Origin of the sequence: Achromobacter sp. SIMBA_011 (assembly GCF_046535435.1) — a bacterium.
GTDB lineage: Bacteria > Pseudomonadota > Gammaproteobacteria > Burkholderiales > Burkholderiaceae_B > Achromobacter > Achromobacter dolens.
This window is the reverse complement of the sequence record NZ_JAWRWN010000002.1, coordinates 1,021,886-1,041,640: the sequence shown is the minus strand read 5'-3', so window position 1 is coordinate 1,041,640 and position 19,755 is coordinate 1,021,886. Positions and strand designations below refer to the sequence as shown.

Annotated in this window: 15 protein-coding genes; 3 read left to right on the top strand and 12 right to left on the bottom strand. The window is 66.8% G+C overall.

Annotated elements, in window-relative coordinates; genetic code table 11:
- Positions 1-2: 2 nt before the first annotated feature.
- From SB816_RS11890 to SB816_RS11835, 12 genes are all read right to left on the bottom strand, one after another.
- Positions 3-932 carry a DUF6708 domain-containing protein gene (locus tag SB816_RS11890; protein WP_144657653.1) on the bottom strand — a complete coding sequence of 310 codons (930 nt, stop codon included), beginning with the start codon at positions 930-932 and terminating at the stop codon, positions 3-5.
- Complete coding sequence (locus tag SB816_RS11885; RefSeq protein WP_410547029.1) at positions 932-3,571, bottom strand: T6SS effector BTH_I2691 family protein; 2,640 nt, start codon at positions 3,569-3,571, stop codon at positions 932-934. The genes SB816_RS11890 and SB816_RS11885 overlap by 1 nt, the downstream gene beginning before the upstream one ends.
- On the bottom strand, positions 3,561-4,406 hold the full coding sequence (locus tag SB816_RS11880; RefSeq protein WP_167517703.1) for a DUF4123 domain-containing protein: 846 nt from the start codon (positions 4,404-4,406) through the stop codon (positions 3,561-3,563). The genes SB816_RS11885 and SB816_RS11880 overlap by 11 nt, the downstream gene beginning before the upstream one ends.
- Positions 4,407-4,420: 14 nt before the next feature.
- Positions 4,421-7,120, bottom strand: a complete 2,700-nt coding sequence (locus tag SB816_RS11875) for a type VI secretion system Vgr family protein (RefSeq protein WP_410547028.1) — start codon at positions 7,118-7,120, stop codon at positions 4,421-4,423.
- A gap of 16 nt (positions 7,121-7,136) precedes the next feature.
- The gene (gene tssH / locus SB816_RS11870) at positions 7,137-9,821 is read right to left on the bottom strand and encodes a type VI secretion system ATPase TssH (protein WP_410547027.1); all 2,685 of its coding nucleotides are present in this window, start codon (positions 9,819-9,821) and stop codon (positions 7,137-7,139) included.
- A 19-nt stretch (positions 9,822-9,840) separates the two neighbouring features.
- Positions 9,841-10,941 carry a type VI secretion system baseplate subunit TssG gene (gene tssG / locus SB816_RS11865; protein ID WP_054504452.1) on the bottom strand — a complete coding sequence of 367 codons (1,101 nt, stop codon included), beginning with the start codon at positions 10,939-10,941 and terminating at the stop codon, positions 9,841-9,843.
- Complete coding sequence (tssF, locus tag SB816_RS11860) at positions 10,905-12,743, bottom strand: type VI secretion system baseplate subunit TssF (protein ID WP_054504407.1); 1,839 nt, start codon at positions 12,741-12,743, stop codon at positions 10,905-10,907. The genes tssG and tssF overlap by 37 nt, the downstream gene beginning before the upstream one ends.
- 53 nt (positions 12,744-12,796) lie before the next feature.
- Positions 12,797-13,282 (bottom strand): type VI secretion system baseplate subunit TssE, encoded by a 486-nt coding sequence (gene tssE / locus SB816_RS11855; protein WP_054504406.1) that lies wholly within the window; start codon positions 13,280-13,282, stop codon positions 12,797-12,799.
- A 70-nt stretch (positions 13,283-13,352) separates the two neighbouring features.
- Positions 13,353-13,856: an Hcp family type VI secretion system effector gene (locus SB816_RS11850; protein ID WP_006384074.1), complete on the bottom strand. Its 504-nt coding sequence runs from the start codon at positions 13,854-13,856 to the stop codon at positions 13,353-13,355.
- Positions 13,857-13,896: 40 nt separating this feature from the next.
- Positions 13,897-15,390 (bottom strand): type VI secretion system contractile sheath large subunit, encoded by a 1,494-nt coding sequence (gene tssC, locus SB816_RS11845; RefSeq protein ID WP_068959502.1) that lies wholly within the window; start codon positions 15,388-15,390, stop codon positions 13,897-13,899.
- Entirely contained in the window at positions 15,383-15,907 is a 525-nt protein-coding gene (gene tssB / locus SB816_RS11840) for a type VI secretion system contractile sheath small subunit (protein WP_054504404.1), read from the bottom strand. The genes tssC and tssB overlap by 8 nt, the downstream gene beginning before the upstream one ends.
- 66 nt (positions 15,908-15,973) lie before the next feature.
- Positions 15,974-16,711 carry a hypothetical protein gene (locus tag SB816_RS11835; RefSeq protein WP_410547026.1) on the bottom strand — a complete coding sequence of 246 codons (738 nt, stop codon included), beginning with the start codon at positions 16,709-16,711 and terminating at the stop codon, positions 15,974-15,976.
- Between the two features lie 156 nt (positions 16,712-16,867).
- Here SB816_RS11835 and tssJ point away from each other — a divergent pair, with 156 nt between their 5' ends.
- The 3 genes from tssJ to icmH all read left to right on the top strand — a co-directional run bounded on the left by tssJ (position 16,868) and on the right by icmH (position 19,737).
- The gene (gene tssJ / locus SB816_RS11830; RefSeq protein ID WP_231132838.1) at positions 16,868-17,485 is read left to right on the top strand and encodes a type VI secretion system lipoprotein TssJ; all 618 of its coding nucleotides are present in this window, start codon (positions 16,868-16,870) and stop codon (positions 17,483-17,485) included.
- Positions 17,486-17,560: 75 nt separating this feature from the next.
- On the top strand, positions 17,561-18,907 hold the full coding sequence (gene tssK, locus SB816_RS11825; RefSeq protein WP_269876043.1) for a type VI secretion system baseplate subunit TssK: 1,347 nt from the start codon (positions 17,561-17,563) through the stop codon (positions 18,905-18,907).
- Positions 18,908-18,957: 50 nt separating this feature from the next.
- Positions 18,958-19,737 carry a type IVB secretion system protein IcmH/DotU gene (gene icmH / locus SB816_RS11820; protein WP_054504401.1) on the top strand — a complete coding sequence of 260 codons (780 nt, stop codon included), beginning with the start codon at positions 18,958-18,960 and terminating at the stop codon, positions 19,735-19,737.
- The last annotated feature ends 18 nt before the right edge of the window (positions 19,738-19,755 follow it).

Sequence of the window (19,755 nt, the reverse complement as noted above, 5' to 3'; positions counted from 1 at the left end):
GATCAACGCAAGTCTTCGGGATTCATCGACGCGTCGCGGACATACGGATCGCCCGGTTCGGGCTGCAGCGTCGCCTCGATCTCGGGCGGAAACGCCGGGATCTTGCTGGTGCGCATGACGGCCCAGCGCATGATCGCGTGCAGGTAGTTAAAGGGCACCATGGTCAGATAAGCGAAGCCCGGCAGTTGTGCATCGTTGGCGAAGATGCGCTCCTTGCCAACGGCAAAACTCTCGCGCTTGCCATCGACCGGCATGCATAACAGCACCGCGTCCAGCACCGCTTTCGGGCCCTCTTCCATGTAACGGCGCAAGAACTCCCAATGCGAGTGGACATTCTCAATGCGGCTGGTGGTGATGCAGAACGCAAAGGTCTCCCTGACCGTGACCCCGTCCGGGTCGAGAATCAGTCCGCGGATGTCCCAGTTGAGCCAACCGAAGCTGCCCTTGCCGCGCCCCAGCGTGAAATAGATCTTGTCCCACGGCGCGGTCAGCACGGTGCCGTCCAGCCGGAACACGTGCACCAGGCGGCGCTTGCGATCCAGCGCGATGGGGTAGTAGGTCCAGCGGAACATCTCCTTGTGGGCGACCCAGGCGCTCGCCGCGCCCAGCGCCGCGCACATGGCCATGCCGATGAAGATGGCTTCCCACAGGCCGTTCTCGTTGGGCAGCTCGTTCACGACCAGGATCCAGGCCAGCATCAGGATGCCGCCGATGGCGAAGGCCAGGCCGATCGCCCCGAGCAACGCCACGAACCCGCGTCCGCCATACCAACGGTCCACCGACAGCAGGCTGTTGGAATTCATCTTCACCACGCACAACTGCGCCAGCAACGGCACATCCAGCCGCTTTTTCTGCAGCAACCGGTGCTCGCGATCGAACGCCGACAACGGACGATCGTTGGGAAACCGGGACGTCAGTCCGGTGGGATCCATCAAGACCCTCCCAGGGCCACGCGCAGGCTGTTCACTTCCTGTTGCAGCCCATAGTAATAATCGGCCCCCGACACTCCCTGCAACTTGCCCCACAGGCAGCGCTTGAGCCATTCATCGATCTTGTTGCCCTTGAACTTCTCGATCAACACCGCCACGATGATCAGGAGCACTGCGGCGATCAGGCCCACGACCGTATACGACAAGGCAAACGCGCCGATGACGACCAGGCTGAGGATACCCGACGCCAGATACAGGCCGCCCATCAAGCCATTCTTCTCGATATTGAATTGGTCCGCGCTGGACTTGAAATCGAATACCGCCATGATGATGCCGGTCACGACCCCAAGCCGGCTGCCCCAGCTCATCAACAGTCTGCTGGCCGCGGTCTCGATGTGCACGCCCAACCCAATCCGCATATTGGCGGCGAGGCGGCCCTGTAGCGCCTTGCCCAGCACCTCGGACACCGAGCCGCCAACCGCGCCGATCCCGACCACGAACTTCCAGCTCGCATCGCTGCGCTCGTGCGGCATGGCCGAATCCAAGTCGCTCCAGAGCTTGTACACCGCCACGGTCTGAAACAGGCAACCAACCACGCCGACCCGCACGTCCGTATTGATCACCGTGCGCCAGCGCGATAGCTCCCTGGCCTCGTACTCCTCCATCGTCATGGTCGCCTGCGCCAACGCCCGGGCCCGATCGCCCGCCCGCAGATCGGCCGGAACCTTGGCCGCGGCTTCCTTGTCGACCAACATGAACCATCGTTTCTTGTCGGTGCCTTCCAATTGCTCGCCGCGCACCTCCAGCCGACGCAGTTCGTCGGCCACCGCGCGCTCCATCTGGCGCATGTCGACCTGCCCGCCGTGCTGGCGCAAGACCTCGCGGATCAGCGCGGCGCGGAATGTTTTCTTGCCGCCTTCAACTTCCACAATCGCCACATCCTGCTGCGCCACCAATCCCAGGTACATGGCCAACTTGCGCGCGATGGCGCTGTCCACGCCCAGCCTGAGCACATGCACTACCGGCCCCATGATCTGCTCCAACAGGCGCGCCGTCTTGTCCACCTGCCCCTTGCTCAGCACCTGGAGTCCGGTCTTATAGGATTCGTGCAGATTGCCCCAGGGAATCGCCTTCCAATCCAGGGCCGCCTCGTGCGCCTCGACCACCTTGCTGATCACGAAATCCTGGTTGTGGAACATGGCGCGCAGCAGCAGGTTGCGCGTGTCGGTCGGATCGCCTTGCAGCCAGTCGGCGTATTGCTTGAAGCAAATTCGCTTATCCTGCGTGCCGTCCAGGCACAGCGCCAGCACGGTCTGGTAGACCTCACCGCTGTCCGCGTTGTTGACATCGTAATTGCACTGGAACGATTCGCCCGTCTTCTCGCACGTGAGCCAGGCCACGTGCGCCTTGGCCAACGGCACGATGGTGGCGGCGTCGAACTTCGTCAGGCGCTCGTCGAAATCCTTCTGCCATGCCCTGCGCGCGTTCTCGTCGTAGTTGTCGAAGTACTTCTTCCAGGCATCCCAGCGCACCGTCTGGCGTTCCTTCTCGGTCGGGTGGCGATAGTTCTCCGCCCCGGCCATGCGCTCCTTCCTGTTGTCGGGATTGATCAGGTCGATCAACAACTGGCCCACCGCCAGGCCGCCCGCTCCCGAGCCGCCTGCCCCCGCGGCCATGTGCGGGGTGGTTGTGCCGTAGACGGAATAATTGGAAGCATCATCGCTGCGTTGACGCAAAAAATCGCTTTCGGCGGACTGCATGATGATTTCGCTGAGCGACTCGATGGACTTCGACACCGTCAGGGGCCGCAGGTCTTGCGGATTCGACACAAAATCGTCAAAGCGCCGACGCATCAGCCGCGCGATGTCCTGCAGGATACCGGTACTGTCGGGCAGGGCCAACAGCAGGCCTTTGCCGGGCAGAAACTCCTCGGCCACGCGTTTTATCACGCCTCCAATGATGGTAATCGGATCGTGAAGGCCGGTGGTGCTCCAGCTCAGCAACTTATCCATTTCAAACGGCGCCAGATCGCGGCGGCTGGACAGGACGCAGTCCGCCACCGTATCGGTAAGCGTCTTGATGCTCTTGGCACTGGGGTGCTTGCCACTGCTGAGCCAGGCCTGCACATCGAACTTGAACATGTGCCGCTCACGCATGTCCGCGCCCTTCCTGCCTTTGTGGGCCTTGCAGACATCCTTGGTCCACTGCACGTCCGAAAACGTGAGCCAGACGAACGTCGCCTTGCGCGCATTCGGAATGGTCAGCAGCGAGGCCCGGGCCTGGTGGTCCATGGTGCAGGTGAACGTCCGTTCGCAGGCATCCACCGGCCTGTCGATATCGAAGTTGTACAGCGTGCCGTTCTCGTTGACGTAATAGCCCTTCAGTTCGGAGCGAGCTTCGTCGTAGACATACAGATAGCCCGGCCGCAAGGGCCGTACGCCGTAGCGGGCGCTGTCACCCAACGGCCTTTCGGCCAGTTGGGGGAGATTCATGTCGCCTTCCAAAGCGGGAGAAGTGTCCTCCTTGCTCAGCACCGCATAGCGCAGTGGCATGATGGGCAGACCGATCCGATGAAACGGGCAGTCTTCTTCGCAATCGATCGACGAGCGCTTCTTTCCGCAGCTCTTCACATCATCGGCCATCGGGCTCTCCTGTTCGTTCCAAGTCCCTGCGCACCTCGGCCCAGTCGTCATCCGACAGGTCCTGCGTCGCGGCAAGGTAGGGGTAATCATCATCCGGCCGCATCGCGGCCAGGCAAGCGCGCACCCGCTCGTGGCGGTGGAAGGCGGGATGCACCTCCAGGCCGTGGCGGGCGAACGCCTTGCGTTCCTGCGCCGTCGCCAGGCCCAGCTCGCGGGCCGTGCGGAAATGGTCCATCACGGTCCTGCCCAGCGCGACGCGGCCGCCAGGCGCCGGGCTGTCCAGGTCGGCAAGCACTTCATTCAACGCTTGCATCTGGGTCAAGGCGAACGATTGTTCGGCGGTCAGCCGCGGGCGCGGCGTCGCGGCGACGTCCGGTCGGTCCAGCGCATGCCATTCGCCATCCAGGTAGAAAAGGACGCGCCTTACCGGGCCGCACAACCAGGCCATCTGGTCGGAGTCCAATATCCACGACAGTTGCACCAGCACGCGCGGATCGAAAAACCGGAAAAAGCACGGTCCCTGCCCGTCGATATCGACGATCATGCGCGAACGGCAATGCGCCGCCACCGCGTCCGCGGGCCGGTCCGACCGCAGCAGCAACGCCAGCCAAGGGTCCTCGCCATCCCGTGCCGCCTGGTTCAGGCAGGCCAGCGCCTGTGCGCGATCGGCCGCGTCCAGGGCGGACAAGTCCACCAGCCGCGGCATCAGGTCGGGCATTTTCCGCAATGCGGGCGGCACCAGCGCCTGGGGCTGCGCGAACGGCGGCACGCCGCGCGTGCGCTCGTCCTGCACAAGACCGAATCCGTAGGAACTGAAAGCCTGGTAATCGAGCATGCCAACGTCCATGTCTAGCCCAACGGCACGACCGCGCCGCCACGTTGGGCCGCGCCGCGCACCCGCGCTTCGCACAAGGGACTGGCTTCCTTGAAAGCCAGGTTCGCCTGCGCGGTCTGCGGCCCCACCCAGCTATGCGCGCTCGCCTTGAGCTCGACCTTGCCCGGCGCGTGCAACTGGATACCGCCGCCCTCCAGGCGCAGATAGGCGCCGCCGGCGGTGGCGAGCACGCGCTGCCTGGCCTGCACCATCACGGCCGCGCTGGCCGAGGCGAAGGTCACCGCCTTCTCTGCCGTCAGGGTCATCTTGGCGCCCTGGCTGTGCAGGCGCAGCTTGCCGCCCGCCGCGTGCAACCGCAGGCCACGGTCCTTCACCGGGCGGCTACCGCCCGCCTCGTGGCCCGCCGTGAACAGCACCACGCCGGCCGCCACGCCCACCGCCAGGTTGGCGCTGCTGACCCAGTTCACGTCCGGCGCCACCTGTGCCAGCGTGCCGCCGGCCACCAGGAAGGCGTTGCCCGGGGTGTATTGGCCGATGCCGCTGGGCGCGCTGACCTGGATATGTGGTTCGCTATAGGCCGCGACCTTGGCCCCGCCCCCCTGCGCGCGGGGGTCGTCCTGGGTCGCCTCGACCACGTCCCGCACGTGCTCCAGCGCCTCGTGCGCCGGCAGCGCCTGCGGATCCCCCTCCAGGAAAGCCTTCTGCTTGACCGCGATGTCGCCCAGCTCCCTGGCCGATTCAAGGGCGGCGTCGATCTGCTTGGCCGCCTCGGCGCTATCGAGCAATGCGCCCTCGGCGTTCTCGCGCAGGTCGGCGCTGATCAACAGGCCCTGGCCGCCACGCAGCGCCACGGCCTCCTTGGTCGACAGCTCGGCGCCGTGGCCCAGGTCCTGCAGGCGTTCGTTGTCGCGCTGTTGTTTGACGTGGCCCAGGTTCAGGCGCGAATCGGCCTGCGTGGTCGATGCAGTCAGGCGCGACTGGCCCGGCGTGTCGTCGTGCACCAGTTGGTTGTAGCCGCCGGTGCCCGCGCCGCTGGTCGCCAGCGCCTGGGTCTTGAAGCCCGACATGACCGCGTTGTGGGCGTGGCCCTCGCTGGCGCCCGCGAACCAGGCCGGCGCATTGCCGGTGGCGTTGGCGCCGCCCGCCTGCACCTTGTTGTGCGCGGCATCCTCGGCGCCCTCGCCGTTGTAGAGCGCGCCCACCACCACCGGACGGTCGATATCGCCGTGCAGGAATTCCACCAGCACTTCCTGGCCCACGCGCGGCACGAAATGGCCGCCCCAGTCGCCGCCGGCGACCGGCTCGGCCACGCGCACCCAGGTGCCCAGCTCATCCTTGGCGGGCGCGTTCTCATCGCCTGATGGATGCGCCATCCGGCTGCTGGAAGCCTTGCCACGCTGCCAATGGAACTGCACCTTGATGCGGTGGTCTCGGTCGGTGTGCACCGGCTCCTCGGCGCCGATCACCAGGGCGGTCTGCGCGCCGAACACCGTGGGACGGGGATGCAGGCGCTCGCCGTGGCCATCCTGCGTCGCGGGACGGAATTCGGTGTCGCTGCCGATGCAGGTGAAGGTGTTGCGATAGAAATCGGCGTCGTCGCCGTCGTCGCCCCCCAAAGCCTCGCTGACGGCGCGCCCCATGTCGGCGTCAAAGTTGTTGCGGGCCTGGTGCGTGATCGCGATCACCACGAACGCGGACGGACCACCCTGCTGATAGTGGCCGGTCAGCGTGAAGCGCTGGCCTGGCGCCAGCGTGCGCACCGTGCCAGCGCCCTCGACGCTCTGCTGGCGCACGCGCAGGGCCGCCAGCGCGTTGTGCGCCAGCCGCTCGCCCTGCGCGCTGTCTTCGTAGGCGTACTGGCCGGGGTAGTCGTCGCTGACCAGCTCCAACGGGTTCGCCAGCTTGCCGGCGTCCGCCTGCGCCGACACCGGCCGCGCCTGGGCGCTGCGGTAGTCCCAACTGGCCATGCGCACGGCGTTGGTCTGCCAGCGCTGGCGCGGGCTCCAACGCTGGATGCTGTCTTCGGTCTCGGTCACGTCGGCGCGCGCAAAGCGCACGCTGGCCTGCGGGCCGGCCTTGAAGGCATCGTTGTGGTCGGCAATGACCAGGGTATGGCCGTCGTCGGCATGCTCGACCCAGTAGAACAGGCCCTCTTCGGCCAGCAGGCGTTCGATGAAGGCGTAGTCGGTTTCGCGGTACTGGATGGTCAGGCTGCGCTTGGCGTAGACGGCGCGGTCCTTGACCTCCCAGCGCCATTGTGGCGCCAGCGTGCCCTGGCCCTTGTAGTCGCCGAAGATGCTGTCGACGATGTCGATCACCGTCTTGTCCTGATAGGCGAAGCTGTCGCGCCGCGCCCGCAGGAACGCCAGCCACGGCTCCACGGTCAGCCCATAGCGCGCCAGGCCGCCGTTGGCGCCCAGGAAACGCACCGCCGTGGCGTGGCCGTGCCACAGGCGCGGCTGCTCGCGGTCCAGCGCGGTCTGCAGGCGCAGGGTGACGGGCTGGCCCATCAGGGCCTTCAAAGGAATATGCGCGTCGTCGGACAGCGCGGTGATCTCCAGGCGATAGGCGCCGCCACTCAATTGTTCGGTGGCCGACAGGGTCTCGGCCACCAGGCGGTTATCGCCCAGCGGCGTGCGCAGGTCCAGCAGGCGGTTGGCCTGCGCGATGCCGGCGGTCGACAGGCGGGACAGTCCGGAAGCATCCTGGGGCATGGTCTTGGCTCCGGGCTCAGGTCAGGCGGTAGCGGAAGTCGCCGTTCTTGCCGGCCGTGACGCGGATGCGCGCGATCGCTTCGCCCTGCGCCATGCGGCCCAGCACCTGCTCGGCGATCTGCGGCAACAGCGTGCCGTTCAGGATGTGGTCGACGTTGCGCGCGCCCGTGTCCACCTCGGTGCAGCGCGCCAGCACGGCCTCGACCAGCGCGTCGTCCCAATCGAACACGGCGCGGTGGTTGGTCTGCACCCGCTCGGCGATGCGGGCCAGCTTCAGGCCGATGATGCGCGCCAGAGCGTCGTCATCCACCGGGTAGTAGGCGATGGTCTTCATGCGGCCCAGGAAGGCCGGCTTGAAGGCCTTGTACAGTTGCGGCGCCAGCAATTCCTGCAAAGCGTCCGGGTCCGGCCGCTCCTCGGCGGTCTTGTTCAGGCAGGCCTGCATGATGGTCGACGAGCCGACGTTGGAGGTCAGGATGATGAGCGTGTTGCGGAAGTCGATCTCGCGCCCCTCGGCGTCGTCCATCACGCCCTTGTCGAACACCTGGAAGAACAATTCCAGCACGTCGGGATGGGCCTTCTCGATTTCATCGAGCAGCACCACGCTGTAGGGCTGGCGGCGCACGGCTTCGGTCAACACCCCGCCTTCGCCGTAGCCGACGTAGCCGGGCGGCGAACCCTTCAGACCCGAGACGCTGTGGGCCTCCTGGTATTCGCTCATGTTGATCGTGACCAGCTTGCGCTCGCCGCCGTACAGGATGTCGGCCACCGCCAGCGCGGTCTCGGTCTTGCCCACGCCGGAGGGGCCGACGAACAGGAACACGCCCTTGGGCTTGTTCGGGTCTTCCAGGCCGGCGCGCGCGGTGCGCACGCGCTGGGCGATGGCGTGCAGCGCGTGGTCCTGGCCGATCACGCGTTCGGCCAGCAGCGGCTGCAGTTCCAGCACGGTGCGGATCTCGTCATTGACCATGCGGCCCAGCGGGATGCCGGTCCAGGCCGAGACGATCTCGGCGATCACCTGCGCATCCACATAGGCCGGCACCAGCGGCGCCTCGCCCTGCAGGGCGCGCAGTTGCTGCTGCAACTCGGCCAGTTGCGCCTGGGCGGGCGTCGGCTCGGCGGCCTTGCCGCCGCGGCGCTTGGCGCCCGCTTCGGCGTCGGGCTCCTGGCCCGCGGCTTCCAGCTCCTCGCGCAGCGCGTGGATCTGCCGCACCAGCTCGCTTTCCTGGGCCAGGCGCGCTTCGGCGTCGGCCAGTTGCTGGTGGGTGGCGGCCATTTCCTCGTCCAGTTCGCGCAGGCGGGCCGACTGCGCGGCGCCGGCGGCGGCCTCGCGGCGCAGGGCGGCGCGCTCGGTTTCCTGGCGCGCCAGGCGGTGGCGGGCGTCGTCGATCAGGGCCGGCGTGGCGCTGCGGCCCAGCGCGACCCGGGCGCAGGCCGTGTCCAGCACGCCGACGGCCTTGTCCGGCAATTGGCGGCCGCTGATGTAGCGGTGCGACAGGCGGGCGGCGGCCACAATCGCTTCGTCCAGGATGCGCACGCCGAAATGCTGTTCCATCAGCGGCGCCATGCCGCGCAGCATGCTGGCGGCAAGCGTCTCGCTGGGCTCTTCCACCTTGACCACCTGGAAGCGCCGCGCCAGCGCGGCGTCCTTCTCGAAGTACTTCTTGTATTCGCTCCAGGTGGTGGCGGCGATGGTGCGCAGTTCGCCGCGCGCCAGCGCCGGCTTGAGCAGGTTGGCCGCATCGTTCTGGCCGGCCTGCCCGCCCGCGCCGATCATGGTGTGGGCCTCGTCGATGAACAGGATGATGGGCGTGGGGCTTTGCTTGACCTCGTCGATCACGCTTTTCAGGCGGTTCTCGAACTCGCCCTTGACGCTGGCGCCGGCCTGCAAGAGGCCCATGTCCAGCGTGCGCAGCGCCACGCCGGCCAGCGCCGGCGGCACGTCGCCGGCCACGATGCGCAGCGCCAGGCCTTCGACCACCGCGGTCTTGCCGACGCCGGCCTCGCCGGTCAGGATGGGATTGTTCTGGCGACGCCGCGTCAGGATGTCGATCATCTGCCGGATCTCGGCATCGCGGCCGATCACCGGATCGATCTTGCCTTCGCGGGCGCGCTCGGTCAGGTTGGTGGTGTATTGGTCCAGCGCCGGCGTCTTGGACAGCGCGGCCGCGGGTGATGCGGCCTCGCCCTGCGCGGCGTCATCGCCCAATGCGACGGACTGGCCGGCCTCTTCCGAGCCGGCCGTCAGGGCCACGAAATCGTGCTTCAGTTCTTCCAGCCGGAACGACTCGAACAGGCGCGAGCCGCGCCGCGCCAGCGCCGCCAGATCGGGCTCGGTCAGCAGCGCCAGCAACAGGTGGCCGGAACGGATGCGGGTAGTCTGCGTGTCCAGCGAGGCGATCAGCCAGGCGTGCTCGAACAGGCGCGGCAGATGCGGCGAAAACACCGGGGTGCGGGTATTGCCGTTCTTGAAGCCGCGGATCTCGGCGTTCAGGTCGGCCTCCAGCACCGAGGCCTCGATGCCGCTGCGGCGCGCCACGATGCTGAAATCGCTGGCGGGCTTTTCCAGCAGCGCCAGGAACAGGTGCTCCAGGTCCACCTCGTAGTGGCCTTGCGCCATGCACAGGCTGGCGGCGCGCTCGGCGGCCTGGCGGCAGGTCTGGTTCAGTTTCCCGATCAGGGTTTTCAGGGGAGTGGCCATGTTCTCGGTTGTCTTGTTCTTAGTGGATGGTGTGCAGTTCGTAGCTGGCGTCGTCGCGGTCCGACGCCGACGGTTCGGTGCAGAGAAAGGAATTCCAGCCCAGGCGCGCGCCGCCGCCCTCGGCGTCGCCGCCCAGCGCGCTGCCGGCGACGTCCTCCTTGGCCATCACCAGGCGCACCTCGTATTCGAAGCTCAGCCCGCCGAACATCGTCAGCAGCTTTTCCAGCGCCTGGGCGCGGGCGCCGCCGGGCAGGAAGTCGGCGAACGCCGACTTGGACAACGGGCCGATCCACAGCCGGATGCGCAGGTCGCGCTGCCAGATGCGGTCGCCCGCCATGGCGGACACGCCCAGCACCGCGCCGGGCCGGCCCAACTGGGTGCGGTTCTCGGGCGGCACGTGATACCAGCGGCCGACGAACTGTTCGACCCGCAAGGCCACCTGGAAATAGTCGGCCAGCACCCGCTGCAGGTACGCGGCCGACACCGGCCGCTGCCGCGCCGCCGCCGCGTAGTGCGCCAGCGATTCGTCGAACACGCGGCCCTCGCCCGCATGCAGGCGGTCGCGCAGCGCCGGATGGCCGACCCCGCCCAGCGCCAGCAGCAGCGGCAGGTAGTGATGGTCCTGCTCGGTCTCGTGCCGCAACGGCATGCGGTACTTCTTCCAGGCCGCGTAGAACAGCGCCGCGGCCCGGTTCGAGAAGATGTCGAAGAAAGCGCGCGCGCCGCGATCGCGCGTGGCGCTTTCGCGGTGGCTGAGGATCTCGGAGTAATGCAGCGGCAAGGCGCCCTGCCCGCCCAAGAGGCCGAAGAAGGCCGGCTCGATCTCCACCCGCCCCAGCGTGCCGGCCGCCAGCGCCGCCAGGCGCGCGTCGGCGTCATGCAGGGCCTGGCCGTTCTTGTCGAAGGCCGTCAACCCCGCGATCTCGCTGGCCGGAAAGCCCAGCGATGACGAGTTGACGAAGCGCAGGTGCGCCGGCACGGCATTCTTGGCGCGCGTGCCTTCCTGGCGCGCGAACCACAGTTCCAGCACCCGCACGGCCTGGAAGAACTTGAAGCGCTGCGGCTCGGCCAGCAGCGATTCGATTACGCTAGGATCGCGTCGCCGTTGCATGGAGCACACCGTAGGATCTCTTCCGCGCCGCGGCGCGACAGCACCACCAACTGCACGAAGCTGTTGGCGTGCACGTAAAGGCCGAAGAAGCGGTTGAGCACCGCGACGAAGGCATGCAGGCTTGTGCCCACGAAATTGTCCTCATTGATCGTCAGCCGGATCTCGATGCCGCGCACGAACGTCGCGAACGGCTCGCCGGGCATCCAGTGGGTCGCGGGCTTGTAGTCCAGCCCCACCAGTCCTTCGATCTGGCGCGCCGCCACCGCCGCGTGCGACAGGTCGTACAGGCGCAGCGTCTCCTTCAGGGCAGGAAGGCCGCTGTGCACCAGCGACAGGTGGTTCAGCGCCAGGTGCGAGATCAGCCGCCAGTGCGCCGCGCGGCCCTGCTGGAAGCGGTGCGTGTGGGTCGGGCGGCGCAGCATGCGGATCTCGCGCGCCACCGAGCCGCCCTCCAGGAACAGGTCGCCGCCCGGCTGGCCCACCGCCAGGTGCGACGGCAGGTCGCGGTTGGTGCAGGTCAGTTCCAGGCTCAGTGTTTCGGTCTGTGGCAAGGCCGGGTTGAAATCGATGTCGACGATGGACATCTCCATTTCGTAGCCCGGGCTGCGCTCGGCCACCATCGCATCGCGCCGCGCGGTCCAGTAATGGCTGGCGCCCTCGGGCGTTTCGCCGTGATGCAGCGAATAGAACGGCCGGAACTCCACCACCGAATCGCCCTGCGCGTTCTGCCGCACCAGCCGCACGCGGTCGATGGAATAGACCTCGTAGCCGTAGGCGCGGCGGGCGTCGGCCACCACCGGATAGGAGGCCGCCGCATGCGTGACGCGGATGGGATCGGCGCGCTGCTCGAACAGGTTGATCACCGGCGTGCAGCCCAGCCGGAAGTTATCCGCCGACGCCGACTCCAGCAGGCGCGCGGTATTCGAATCGGCGCGCAGCCCCTTGACCGGCAGGTGCAGCGTGAATTCGCGCGCCGGGCCGACCGCGCGCCGCAGCGCCGCCAGATCGATGTCGACGAAATTGAATTTTTCGGAGAAGACGAAGTACTCGGCCAGCAGCCGATAGGCCGGATGCGAGCTGGCCGGAAAGTCGATCAGCGCGTCGTCCTCGGCCAGCCCCACTTGCGCCAGCGGCACGTCAGGCAGCCGGTTCCAGCGGCCGGGCTGGGTTTCGATGTAAGCCGCCGCGGTGCGCAGGAACAGGCAGTCGCGCAGCGCCGCCACGAACGACGGCTCGCCATGCAGATAGACCCGCAGGCGGTCCACGGCCAGCGTGGCGAAGCTTTGCGTCTCGGCCAGGCAGGCCAGCGTCAGCGACAGCCGGCCGGTCACGCCCGGCGGCAACTGCGTGGCCGATGGCGCGTTGGCGGTCGAGGCGAACGTGGCCTGGCGGATGGCCACCGGCGCCAGGGTCACGTCATAGGCCGTGCGGAAGCGGCAGGCCACGCCGCGCACGGCGTGCGATTTCAATTCGGTGCCCCGCGCCACGCGCACCGGCGCGGTCAATTGCGCCGCCACCCCGCCCATGTCGAACTGCGCGATCGAGCATGACGGAAACGGCCGCAGGTAATGCGGGTACATCACTTCGAACAACGCTTCCGTGAACTCCGGATAGTCGTCGTCCAGCTTCTTGTTGATGCGCGCGCCCAACAGGGCGAACGACTCGATCATGCGTTCGACGTGCGGATCCTCGCAGGTCTCGCCCGATAGCCCCAGGCGCGCGGCGATCTTCGGATAGCGCTGGGCGAAATCCCGCGACGAACCGCGCAGGAACCCCAGCTCGCGTTCGTAGTACGGCAGCAGTTCTTCCATCTTTCCCTTCCTCGCCGGCGGCTGGCCGCCGGCGCCCGCGTGCGTTTATGTTGTCAGGCGGCCGCCGCGGCCTTGGCCCAGCCCTTGCTGACCGAATACTGCAGCGTCGACGGCTGCAGGGTCGCGTCGAACGTCACCGGCTCGTGGGCCGGGCCGACGTCCAGCATCGCGGTGATCGCGAAATACAGCACCGACGTGGCGCGGCCGTCGACCTGCAGCACCACCCGCACGTGCGTCAACCGCGGCTCATGGCGGGCGATGGCCTGCTCCAGCGACCGGCAGATGAATTCCCGGTCGTAGTGGCTGGCCAGGCTGAGCCCGGAGAAATCCGACAGGCCATAGGTCAGGATCGACCGCTGGCAGTTCGGATAGCGCTTGAGCGACGCCTCGGTGAAGACCATGCGGGTATTGAGCAGGGCCTCGATGTCGCGCGCGACGGTTTCCTTGATTTCCTCGACCGACAGGCGGCGCAGCGCGTGCGGCGCCGGGCCGTCCGCCTCGAACAGCTTGTCGAACAGGCTGGGTTCGAATCCCTTCATCACGGACCTCTTTCAGGAAAACCGCGGCCCGGGGACGAGCCGCGGCCTTCGCCTTGCCGCGCGGTCGGGATCAGACCGAGTAGGTCTTGTCGTTCTTGGTCAGGCTCCAGGCGCCCTGGGAATTGCCGCCCTGGTTGCCGCCCACCTTCTGCTGCGTGTACTTCCACTGCACCGCGGCGTACTTGAGCGAGAACGATTCGTGCGGCAGGCCTTCGCTGACCACTTCCGGCGCCACGCGCGAGATGATCACGTACTTGAGCTTGATTTCCAGGTACTTGACGCGGTTGCCTTCGCCGTCGGCGCGCAGGAAGTCGATGGTCACTTCGTCAAACGTCGTGCCGCCCGAGGCGTGCTGGTAGAGCAGCGGGCTGACCACGTCCAGATCCTTGGTGAAGACCATTTCGCCGTGCTCGGTGCGTTCGGCGGTATGGCCGCCCGAGGTCGAGGCGGTGGCCGAACGCGGCTGGATGATCTCGTGGCGCCACGAGCCCACTTCGATCCAGTCCGGGTGGTCCTTGTCCTGGGACTCGCCCTTGAGCGCGGGATTGCCGAATTTGACGTAGATGTCCTTCATTAAAGTACTCTCCGGTTAAAAGCTTTGAATCAGACGGTCATCACGATTTCTGGGCCTGGGCGGGCAGTTCCGCAACCAGGCGCAGGGAAATCGACAGCTCGTCGAGTTGGAAATGCGGCCGCAGGAACGCCACGGCCCGGAACACGCCAGGACGACCCGGCACTTCGGCTACTTGCACCGATGCTTCCCGCAGGGGGAATTGCGCTTTCTGCTCCTGGTTGGCGTTGTCGTCCAGCAGCACGTACTGCGAGACCCAGCGGTTCAGGAAGCTCTCGACCGATTGCGCGGACGCAAAACTGCCGATCTTGTCGCGCATCATCGCCTTCAGGTAGTGGGCCACGCGCGACACGGAGAAGATGTATTGCAACTGCGCCGACAGCACCGCGTTGGCGTTGGCGCTATCGGTGTTGTACTTCTTGGCCTTCTGCACCGACTGGGCGCCGAAGAACGCGGCGTAGTCGGAGTTCTTGCAGTGCACCAGCGGGATCAGGCCGAGGTCGCTCAGTTCCTTCTCGCGCCGGTCGGTGATGGCGATTTCGGTCGGGCACTTCAGCGCGATCTCGCCGTCGTCGGTCTTGAAGGTGTGCGTCGGCAGGTTCTCGACGAGGCCGCCGCCTTCGACGCCGCGGATTGCCGCGCACCAGCCGAAGTCGGCAAAGGCCGCGGTCAGGCGCGCGCCGAAGGCCCAGGCGGCGTTGCACCACAGGTACTTGGAATGGTCGGTGCCGTCGACGTCCTCGACGAAGTTGAAGCCTTCCACCGAGGTGCCCTCTTTCGGGTCGTACGGCAGGCGGCCCAGGAAGCGCGGCATGGTCAGGCCGACGTAGCGCGAGTCCTCGGAATCGCGGAAGCTGCGCCACTTGGTGTATTCGACGGTGTCGAACACCTTGGCCAGGTCGCGCGGCCGGCCCAGGTCGGCGAAGCTGTCCAGGCCAAGCAGTTCGGGCGAGGCCGAGGCGATGAACGGGGCGTGCGAGGCCGCGGCCACGTGCGACATCTGTTCGATGAAGTACATGTCCTCGGGCTGGCGGGTGATCTCGAAGTTGCCCAGCAGCGCGCCGAAGGGCGAACCGCCGAAGGTGCCGAATTCCTCTTCGTAGACCTTCTTGAACATCAGGCTCTGGTCGAAGTCGATGGCGGTCTGGAAGTCGCGCACCAGGTCGCGCTTGGTGACGTTGAGCACCTTGATCTTGAGCATCGGCCCGGTATTGCTTTCCTGGCACAGGTAATGCAGGCCGCGCCAGGTGCTTTCGAGCTTCTGGAACTCGGCGCCGTGCATGACTTCGCTGAGCTGGGCGGAGATCAGGCGGTCCAGCTCGGCCACGCGGGCGTCGAGCATGGCGGACAGGTTGTCCGACACCACCACGGTGCCCTTCATGACTTCGCGCGCCAGTTCGCCGATCAGGTCCTTGGCGCGATCGTGCTCGGCGGTGGATTTGGCCACCCGGCTCTGCTCGACGATCTGGTCGAGCAGGCCCGAGTCGGCGGCGGCGGCCGGGGCGGATGCGTTCTGCGCGGCGGCGGAATTACTCATTGCTGCCTCCCTTGCCGTCCTTGCCGGCTTCGCTGGTCAGTTGCTGCAGTTTTTCCGTGCTGCTGAGCACCTCGCCCAGCAGGTCTTCCAGCTTGTCGTTGCCGGCCAGCTTGTTGCGCAGGTCGGCCAGCTTGGTGCGGATCTCCAGCAATTCCTTGAGCGGTTCGATCTGCTGCACCACCGCCTCGGGCCGGAAGTCCTCGATCGAGCGGAACTTCAGGTCGACGCCGAAGGTGCCGCCCTCTTCCGTCAGGCGGTTCTTGACGCGATAGGCGGCGCGCGGCTCCAGGCCGCGCATCACGTCGTCGAAGTTGTCGACGTCGATGTTGACGAACTTGCGGTCCTTCAGGCGCGGCAGCTCGGCTTCCGACTGCGCGCTGAAGTCGCCCACCACGCCCACGACGAAGGGCAGTTCCTTTTGCTCGATCGCGTCGCCCTTCTCGACGTCATAGGTCAACTGGACGCGCGGCGGGCGTACTTTCTGGAGTCTTTTCTGAACGCTTTCTTTCTTAGCCATGGGGGCTCCAAGCGGGTGCGTATTGACGATGGCAAGCGGACCCGGCCAGCCGGGTCCGGCGGCCGATCAGGGTTTGTTGAGGAGGTTGCCGAACGGATCCGGCGCGCGGCCCGATGCGGGCGGAGGCGTCTGGGCGGACGAGGCGGCGCCGCCCGCCTGCGCCGGCTTGGCCGCGGGCGTCGCGGGGGTGTTGGCGGCCGAGGCCGGCGCGCCGCCCGTGGCGGGCATACCGGCTGCGGGCGTACCGGCGGCGGGCGTACCGGCGGCGGGCGTGCCCGTGCCGGCGGCGCCTTCGTTGCGCGGCTTGGGCGGACGCGCGCCGCCGCCGCGCGGCGGCTTGCGGCCCTCGGGGAACAACACGTCCTGGCCCAGCGTCTCGCGCATGGCGGCGGCCAGGGCCACCGCGTCGCTGCGGGCATTGCCGGCCAGCAGCGCGTCGGCGCGCAGGTCCGCCAGCGACTGCATCGCGACCCGCAGGCCGCCCACGGCGCGCACCGTCTTGGCGGTGAAATCGTTCGAATCGCGGTTCAGCGCCTCGTCGGCGGCGACGATGGCTTCCCCGTACTTCTGCTCGTCAAAGCGGATCTTGGCGATATACGACCAGGGCTCGCCGCGCGAGGGGTTGCGTTGTGCGATTTCCTGGAATTGGGCCACGGCCTCGTCGCCGCCCTTGTTGGCCAGCGTCTCCGTGGCCTGGGTGATCGACTGCTTGTATTCAGCGTCCGTCTGGGGCTTGCTGGTGGTGGCGCAACCGGCCATTAACGCCACCATGCCACCTATGAGGAAATACCGGGAAAGTTGCATTTTTTGGGCACGTGTCTGATGTAACCAAGGGCCGCGTATTTCAACAACTTTTTGTTAGTACACCACTACAGGGCATTACGTCATGTAACTCACGCCGAAATGTCGCTCAACGTGCCGTCATCTGTATGCCGTCGCAATGATCCGGTATAAAGAGCCATGTCAAAACATCTCAATTTATCGCGATGCCTGGCCGCCACGATGCTTATCGCGGCAGCCCCCGTCATTACTGGTTGTGCGGCGGTTTCCGCCCTTGGCGCGGTGGCCGGAATCACCGGCACGGCGCTCGATGCGGCGGGCCTGAAAAAGGACCCGAATGCGCCCACGGACGTGAAATTGGCGATACACGCCGGAGAAAATTTGAATGCGAGCAGCGGCCAGCCAACCGCCGTCGTTACGAAAGCATACTATTTGAAGAACGCCGAGGCATTTCAGCGCGCACCGCTCACGCAATTGGTTGATACTGCGCAGGAAAAGGCGGCATTGGGCGACAGTCTGATCGCGTCGCGCGAAATCACCCTGACTCCAGGCCAGCGTTTCGAAAACGTCGAGAAGGTGCCGAAAGGCGCCGCGTATATCGCCGTTGCCGCCTTGTTTTACGCGCCCGCGCCGCAGCGCTGGAAATATGTGTTCGAGGTCAAAGAGGTCGAGGACACCGGCATCGTCCTGGGCGCGCACGCCTGCGCCATGACGGTCGCCACCGGCAAGATCGTGGTGCCGCCGGGCATGCCCGCGTTCGATCCGTCCCGGCTCGGTTCGTTGCAATGCCCGAACTGAATCCGGCGCGAGCCGGATGCGTCCACCGAAACGTCCTCTTTATATATAGATAGTCAATAACGAGAGCCCGCCAACGTGAGTTATTCAGCGAAGATTCTGTGGGGAGAGGGGCTGTTCCTGCGGCCCCAGCATTTTCAGCGCCAGGACGCCTACCATGAGGCCCGCCTGGCGGAGATGAGCCGGGCGCTGCATCCCTATTCCTGGGGCCTGCGCGCGGCGCGCTTCGATGCCGCCGCGCTCGCCAACGGCATGCTGCGCGCCACCGAGCTGTCGGCGATCTTTCCCGACGGCGAGATCTACAATGCGCCGCACAACGACGACCTGCCGCCGGCCGTGGCGCTGGACGGGCTCGACGGCGCCAGCGAGGCCGTGTTCTACCTGGCCCTGCATCCGATGAAGGACATCGGCGGCAACTACCGCGACGCGCAACAGGCGCAGGGCTTCGATGCCCGCTACGCGCACCAGGACAGCCCGGCGCCGGACCTCTACACCAACGCCAGCACCGCCGACCTGGCGTTCCTGCGCAAGAACGTGCGGCTGCTGTCCGAGCACGAACCGCGCGACGCGCTGCTGACCCTGCCGGTGGCGCGCGTGCGCCGCACCGCCAGCGCCGGTTACGAACTGGACACCAGCTTCATCGCCCCCAGCCTCACGGTGCAGGCCTGCGGCGCGCTGTTCGAGCAGTTGCGCCGCCTGCTGGACGCGCTGCAGGCCAAGGTCAACGCGCTGTACGGCTTTCACCGCGAACCCAACAAGAACATCATCGAGTTCCGCTCGGGCGACGTGGCCTCGTTCTGGCTGCTGCACACCGCCAACGAAGCCTATTCGGCGCTGTCGCACCTGTTCCACAACCCGCAACTGCATCCGGAGCGCCTGTTCCAGGAAATGCTGCGGCTGGCCGGCGCGCTGATGACGTTCTCGAAAGTGCACACGCTGGCCGACCTGCCGGTGTATCGCCACGAGCAGCCCGGCGCGGCCTTCGCGCAGCTCGACACGATCCTGCGCGACCTGCTCGACACCGTCATCTCGACCCGCTACTTCTCGATCGTGCTGGAAGAACTGCGGCCGTCGTTCCACGTCGGCCGGCTCGATTCCGACAAGCTCGACGAAACCACAGCGCTGTACCTGTCGGTGTCGGCCGCAACGCCCGCCAGCGAACTGGCCGAGACCGTGCCGCTGCGCTTCAAGGTCGGCGCGCCCGACGACGTCGAGAAGCTGGTGCTGTCGGCCATGCCGGGCGTGCAACTGGCCTACACCCCGCAAGTGCCGCCGGCGGTGCCGGTCAAGCCCGGCGCGTGCTATTTCGCCTTGCAGACGCGCGGTTCGCTGTACGACCGCATGCTGCAGGCCCGCAGCATCGCCATCTATGCGCCTGCCGGCATACCCGAACTGAAACTGGACCTGATCGCCGTCACCCGCTGACCGGCGCCCGTACGACCCGACGCAACCCGACGCCCACTGAAAGAGCCGCCATGAACACCGCCGCGCCCTCTCTGATGCCTGCAACCTCGCTCCCGCCCCACGCCGCCGACTTCTACGGCTCGCGTCCCGCCAAGTCACTGCTGGACCTGCTGTACGACGGTTTCCTGATGCTGTTCCTGCTCAAGAGCGGGCAGGAGCCGGCCAGCGCCGCGTCGTTCTCGGCCCGGGTGCAGCAGTTCCTCGCGGACTTCGAACGCAGCGCCAAGAAGCTCGACATCCCGGCCGAGGACGTCTACGCCACCAAGTACGCGTTCTGCGCCGCGGTTGACGAAACCGTGCTGAACTCCGGCTTCTCGATCCGCGATGCCTGGATGCTGCAACCGCTGCAACTGACGCTGTTCGGCGAGCAACTGGCCGGCGAGAACTTCTTCACGCGCCTGGAGGACCTGCGCGCCCAGGGCGCGCCGCGGCTGCAATCGCTGGAAGTGTTCTACATGTGCCTGCTGCTGGGCTTCCAGGGCAAGTACATGATCGAGGGCCAGGAAAAACTCGGCTACCTGACCGCGCGCCTGGGCGACGAGATCGCGCTGCTGCGCGGCAAGCGCGCCGGCTTCGCGCCGCACTGGCCGCTGCCCGACAAGATCGCCCACACGCTCAAGCGCGACGTGCCGCTATGGAGCATCGGCGCGCTGTTCGCCCTGCTGGGCCTGCTGGCCTACCTGGGCATGGCCCACTTCCTGAACGGCGACATGCAGACCGCCATGGCGCCCTATCACGACATCGTCAAGCTCGGGCCGCGCGCCGCCCACCTGACCATCTCGCTGCCCTGAAGGTTCACGCACACCGCC

Excerpts from the sequence above, each read along its gene's own strand:
- SB816_RS11890 (WP_144657653.1), bottom strand. The coding sequence starts at position 932 with ATGGATCCCACCGGACTGACGTCCCGGTTTCCCAACGATCGTCCGTTG.
- SB816_RS11885 (WP_410547029.1), bottom strand. The coding sequence starts at position 3,571 with ATGGCCGATGATGTGAAGAGCTGCGGAAAGAAGCGCTCGTCGATCGAT.
- SB816_RS11880 (WP_167517703.1), bottom strand. The coding sequence starts at position 4,406 with ATGCTCGATTACCAGGCTTTCAGTTCCTACGGATTCGGTCTTGTGCAG.
- SB816_RS11875 (WP_410547028.1), bottom strand. The coding sequence starts at position 7,120 with ATGCCCCAGGATGCTTCCGGACTGTCCCGCCTGTCGACCGCCGGCATC.
- tssH (WP_410547027.1), bottom strand. The coding sequence starts at position 9,821 with ATGGCCACTCCCCTGAAAACCCTGATCGGGAAACTGAACCAGACCTGC.
- tssF (WP_054504407.1), bottom strand. The coding sequence starts at position 12,743 with ATGGAAGAACTGCTGCCGTACTACGAACGCGAGCTGGGGTTCCTGCGC.
- tssE (WP_054504406.1), bottom strand. The coding sequence starts at position 13,282 with ATGAAGGGATTCGAACCCAGCCTGTTCGACAAGCTGTTCGAGGCGGAC.
- SB816_RS11850 (WP_006384074.1), bottom strand. The coding sequence starts at position 13,856 with ATGAAGGACATCTACGTCAAATTCGGCAATCCCGCGCTCAAGGGCGAG.
- tssC (WP_068959502.1), bottom strand. The coding sequence starts at position 15,390 with ATGAGTAATTCCGCCGCCGCGCAGAACGCATCCGCCCCGGCCGCCGCC.
- tssB (WP_054504404.1), bottom strand. The coding sequence starts at position 15,907 with ATGGCTAAGAAAGAAAGCGTTCAGAAAAGACTCCAGAAAGTACGCCCG.
- SB816_RS11835 (WP_410547026.1), bottom strand. The coding sequence starts at position 16,711 with ATGCAACTTTCCCGGTATTTCCTCATAGGTGGCATGGTGGCGTTAATG.
- tssJ (WP_231132838.1), top strand. The coding sequence starts at position 16,868 with ATGTCAAAACATCTCAATTTATCGCGATGCCTGGCCGCCACGATGCTT.
- icmH (WP_054504401.1), top strand. The coding sequence starts at position 18,958 with ATGAACACCGCCGCGCCCTCTCTGATGCCTGCAACCTCGCTCCCGCCC.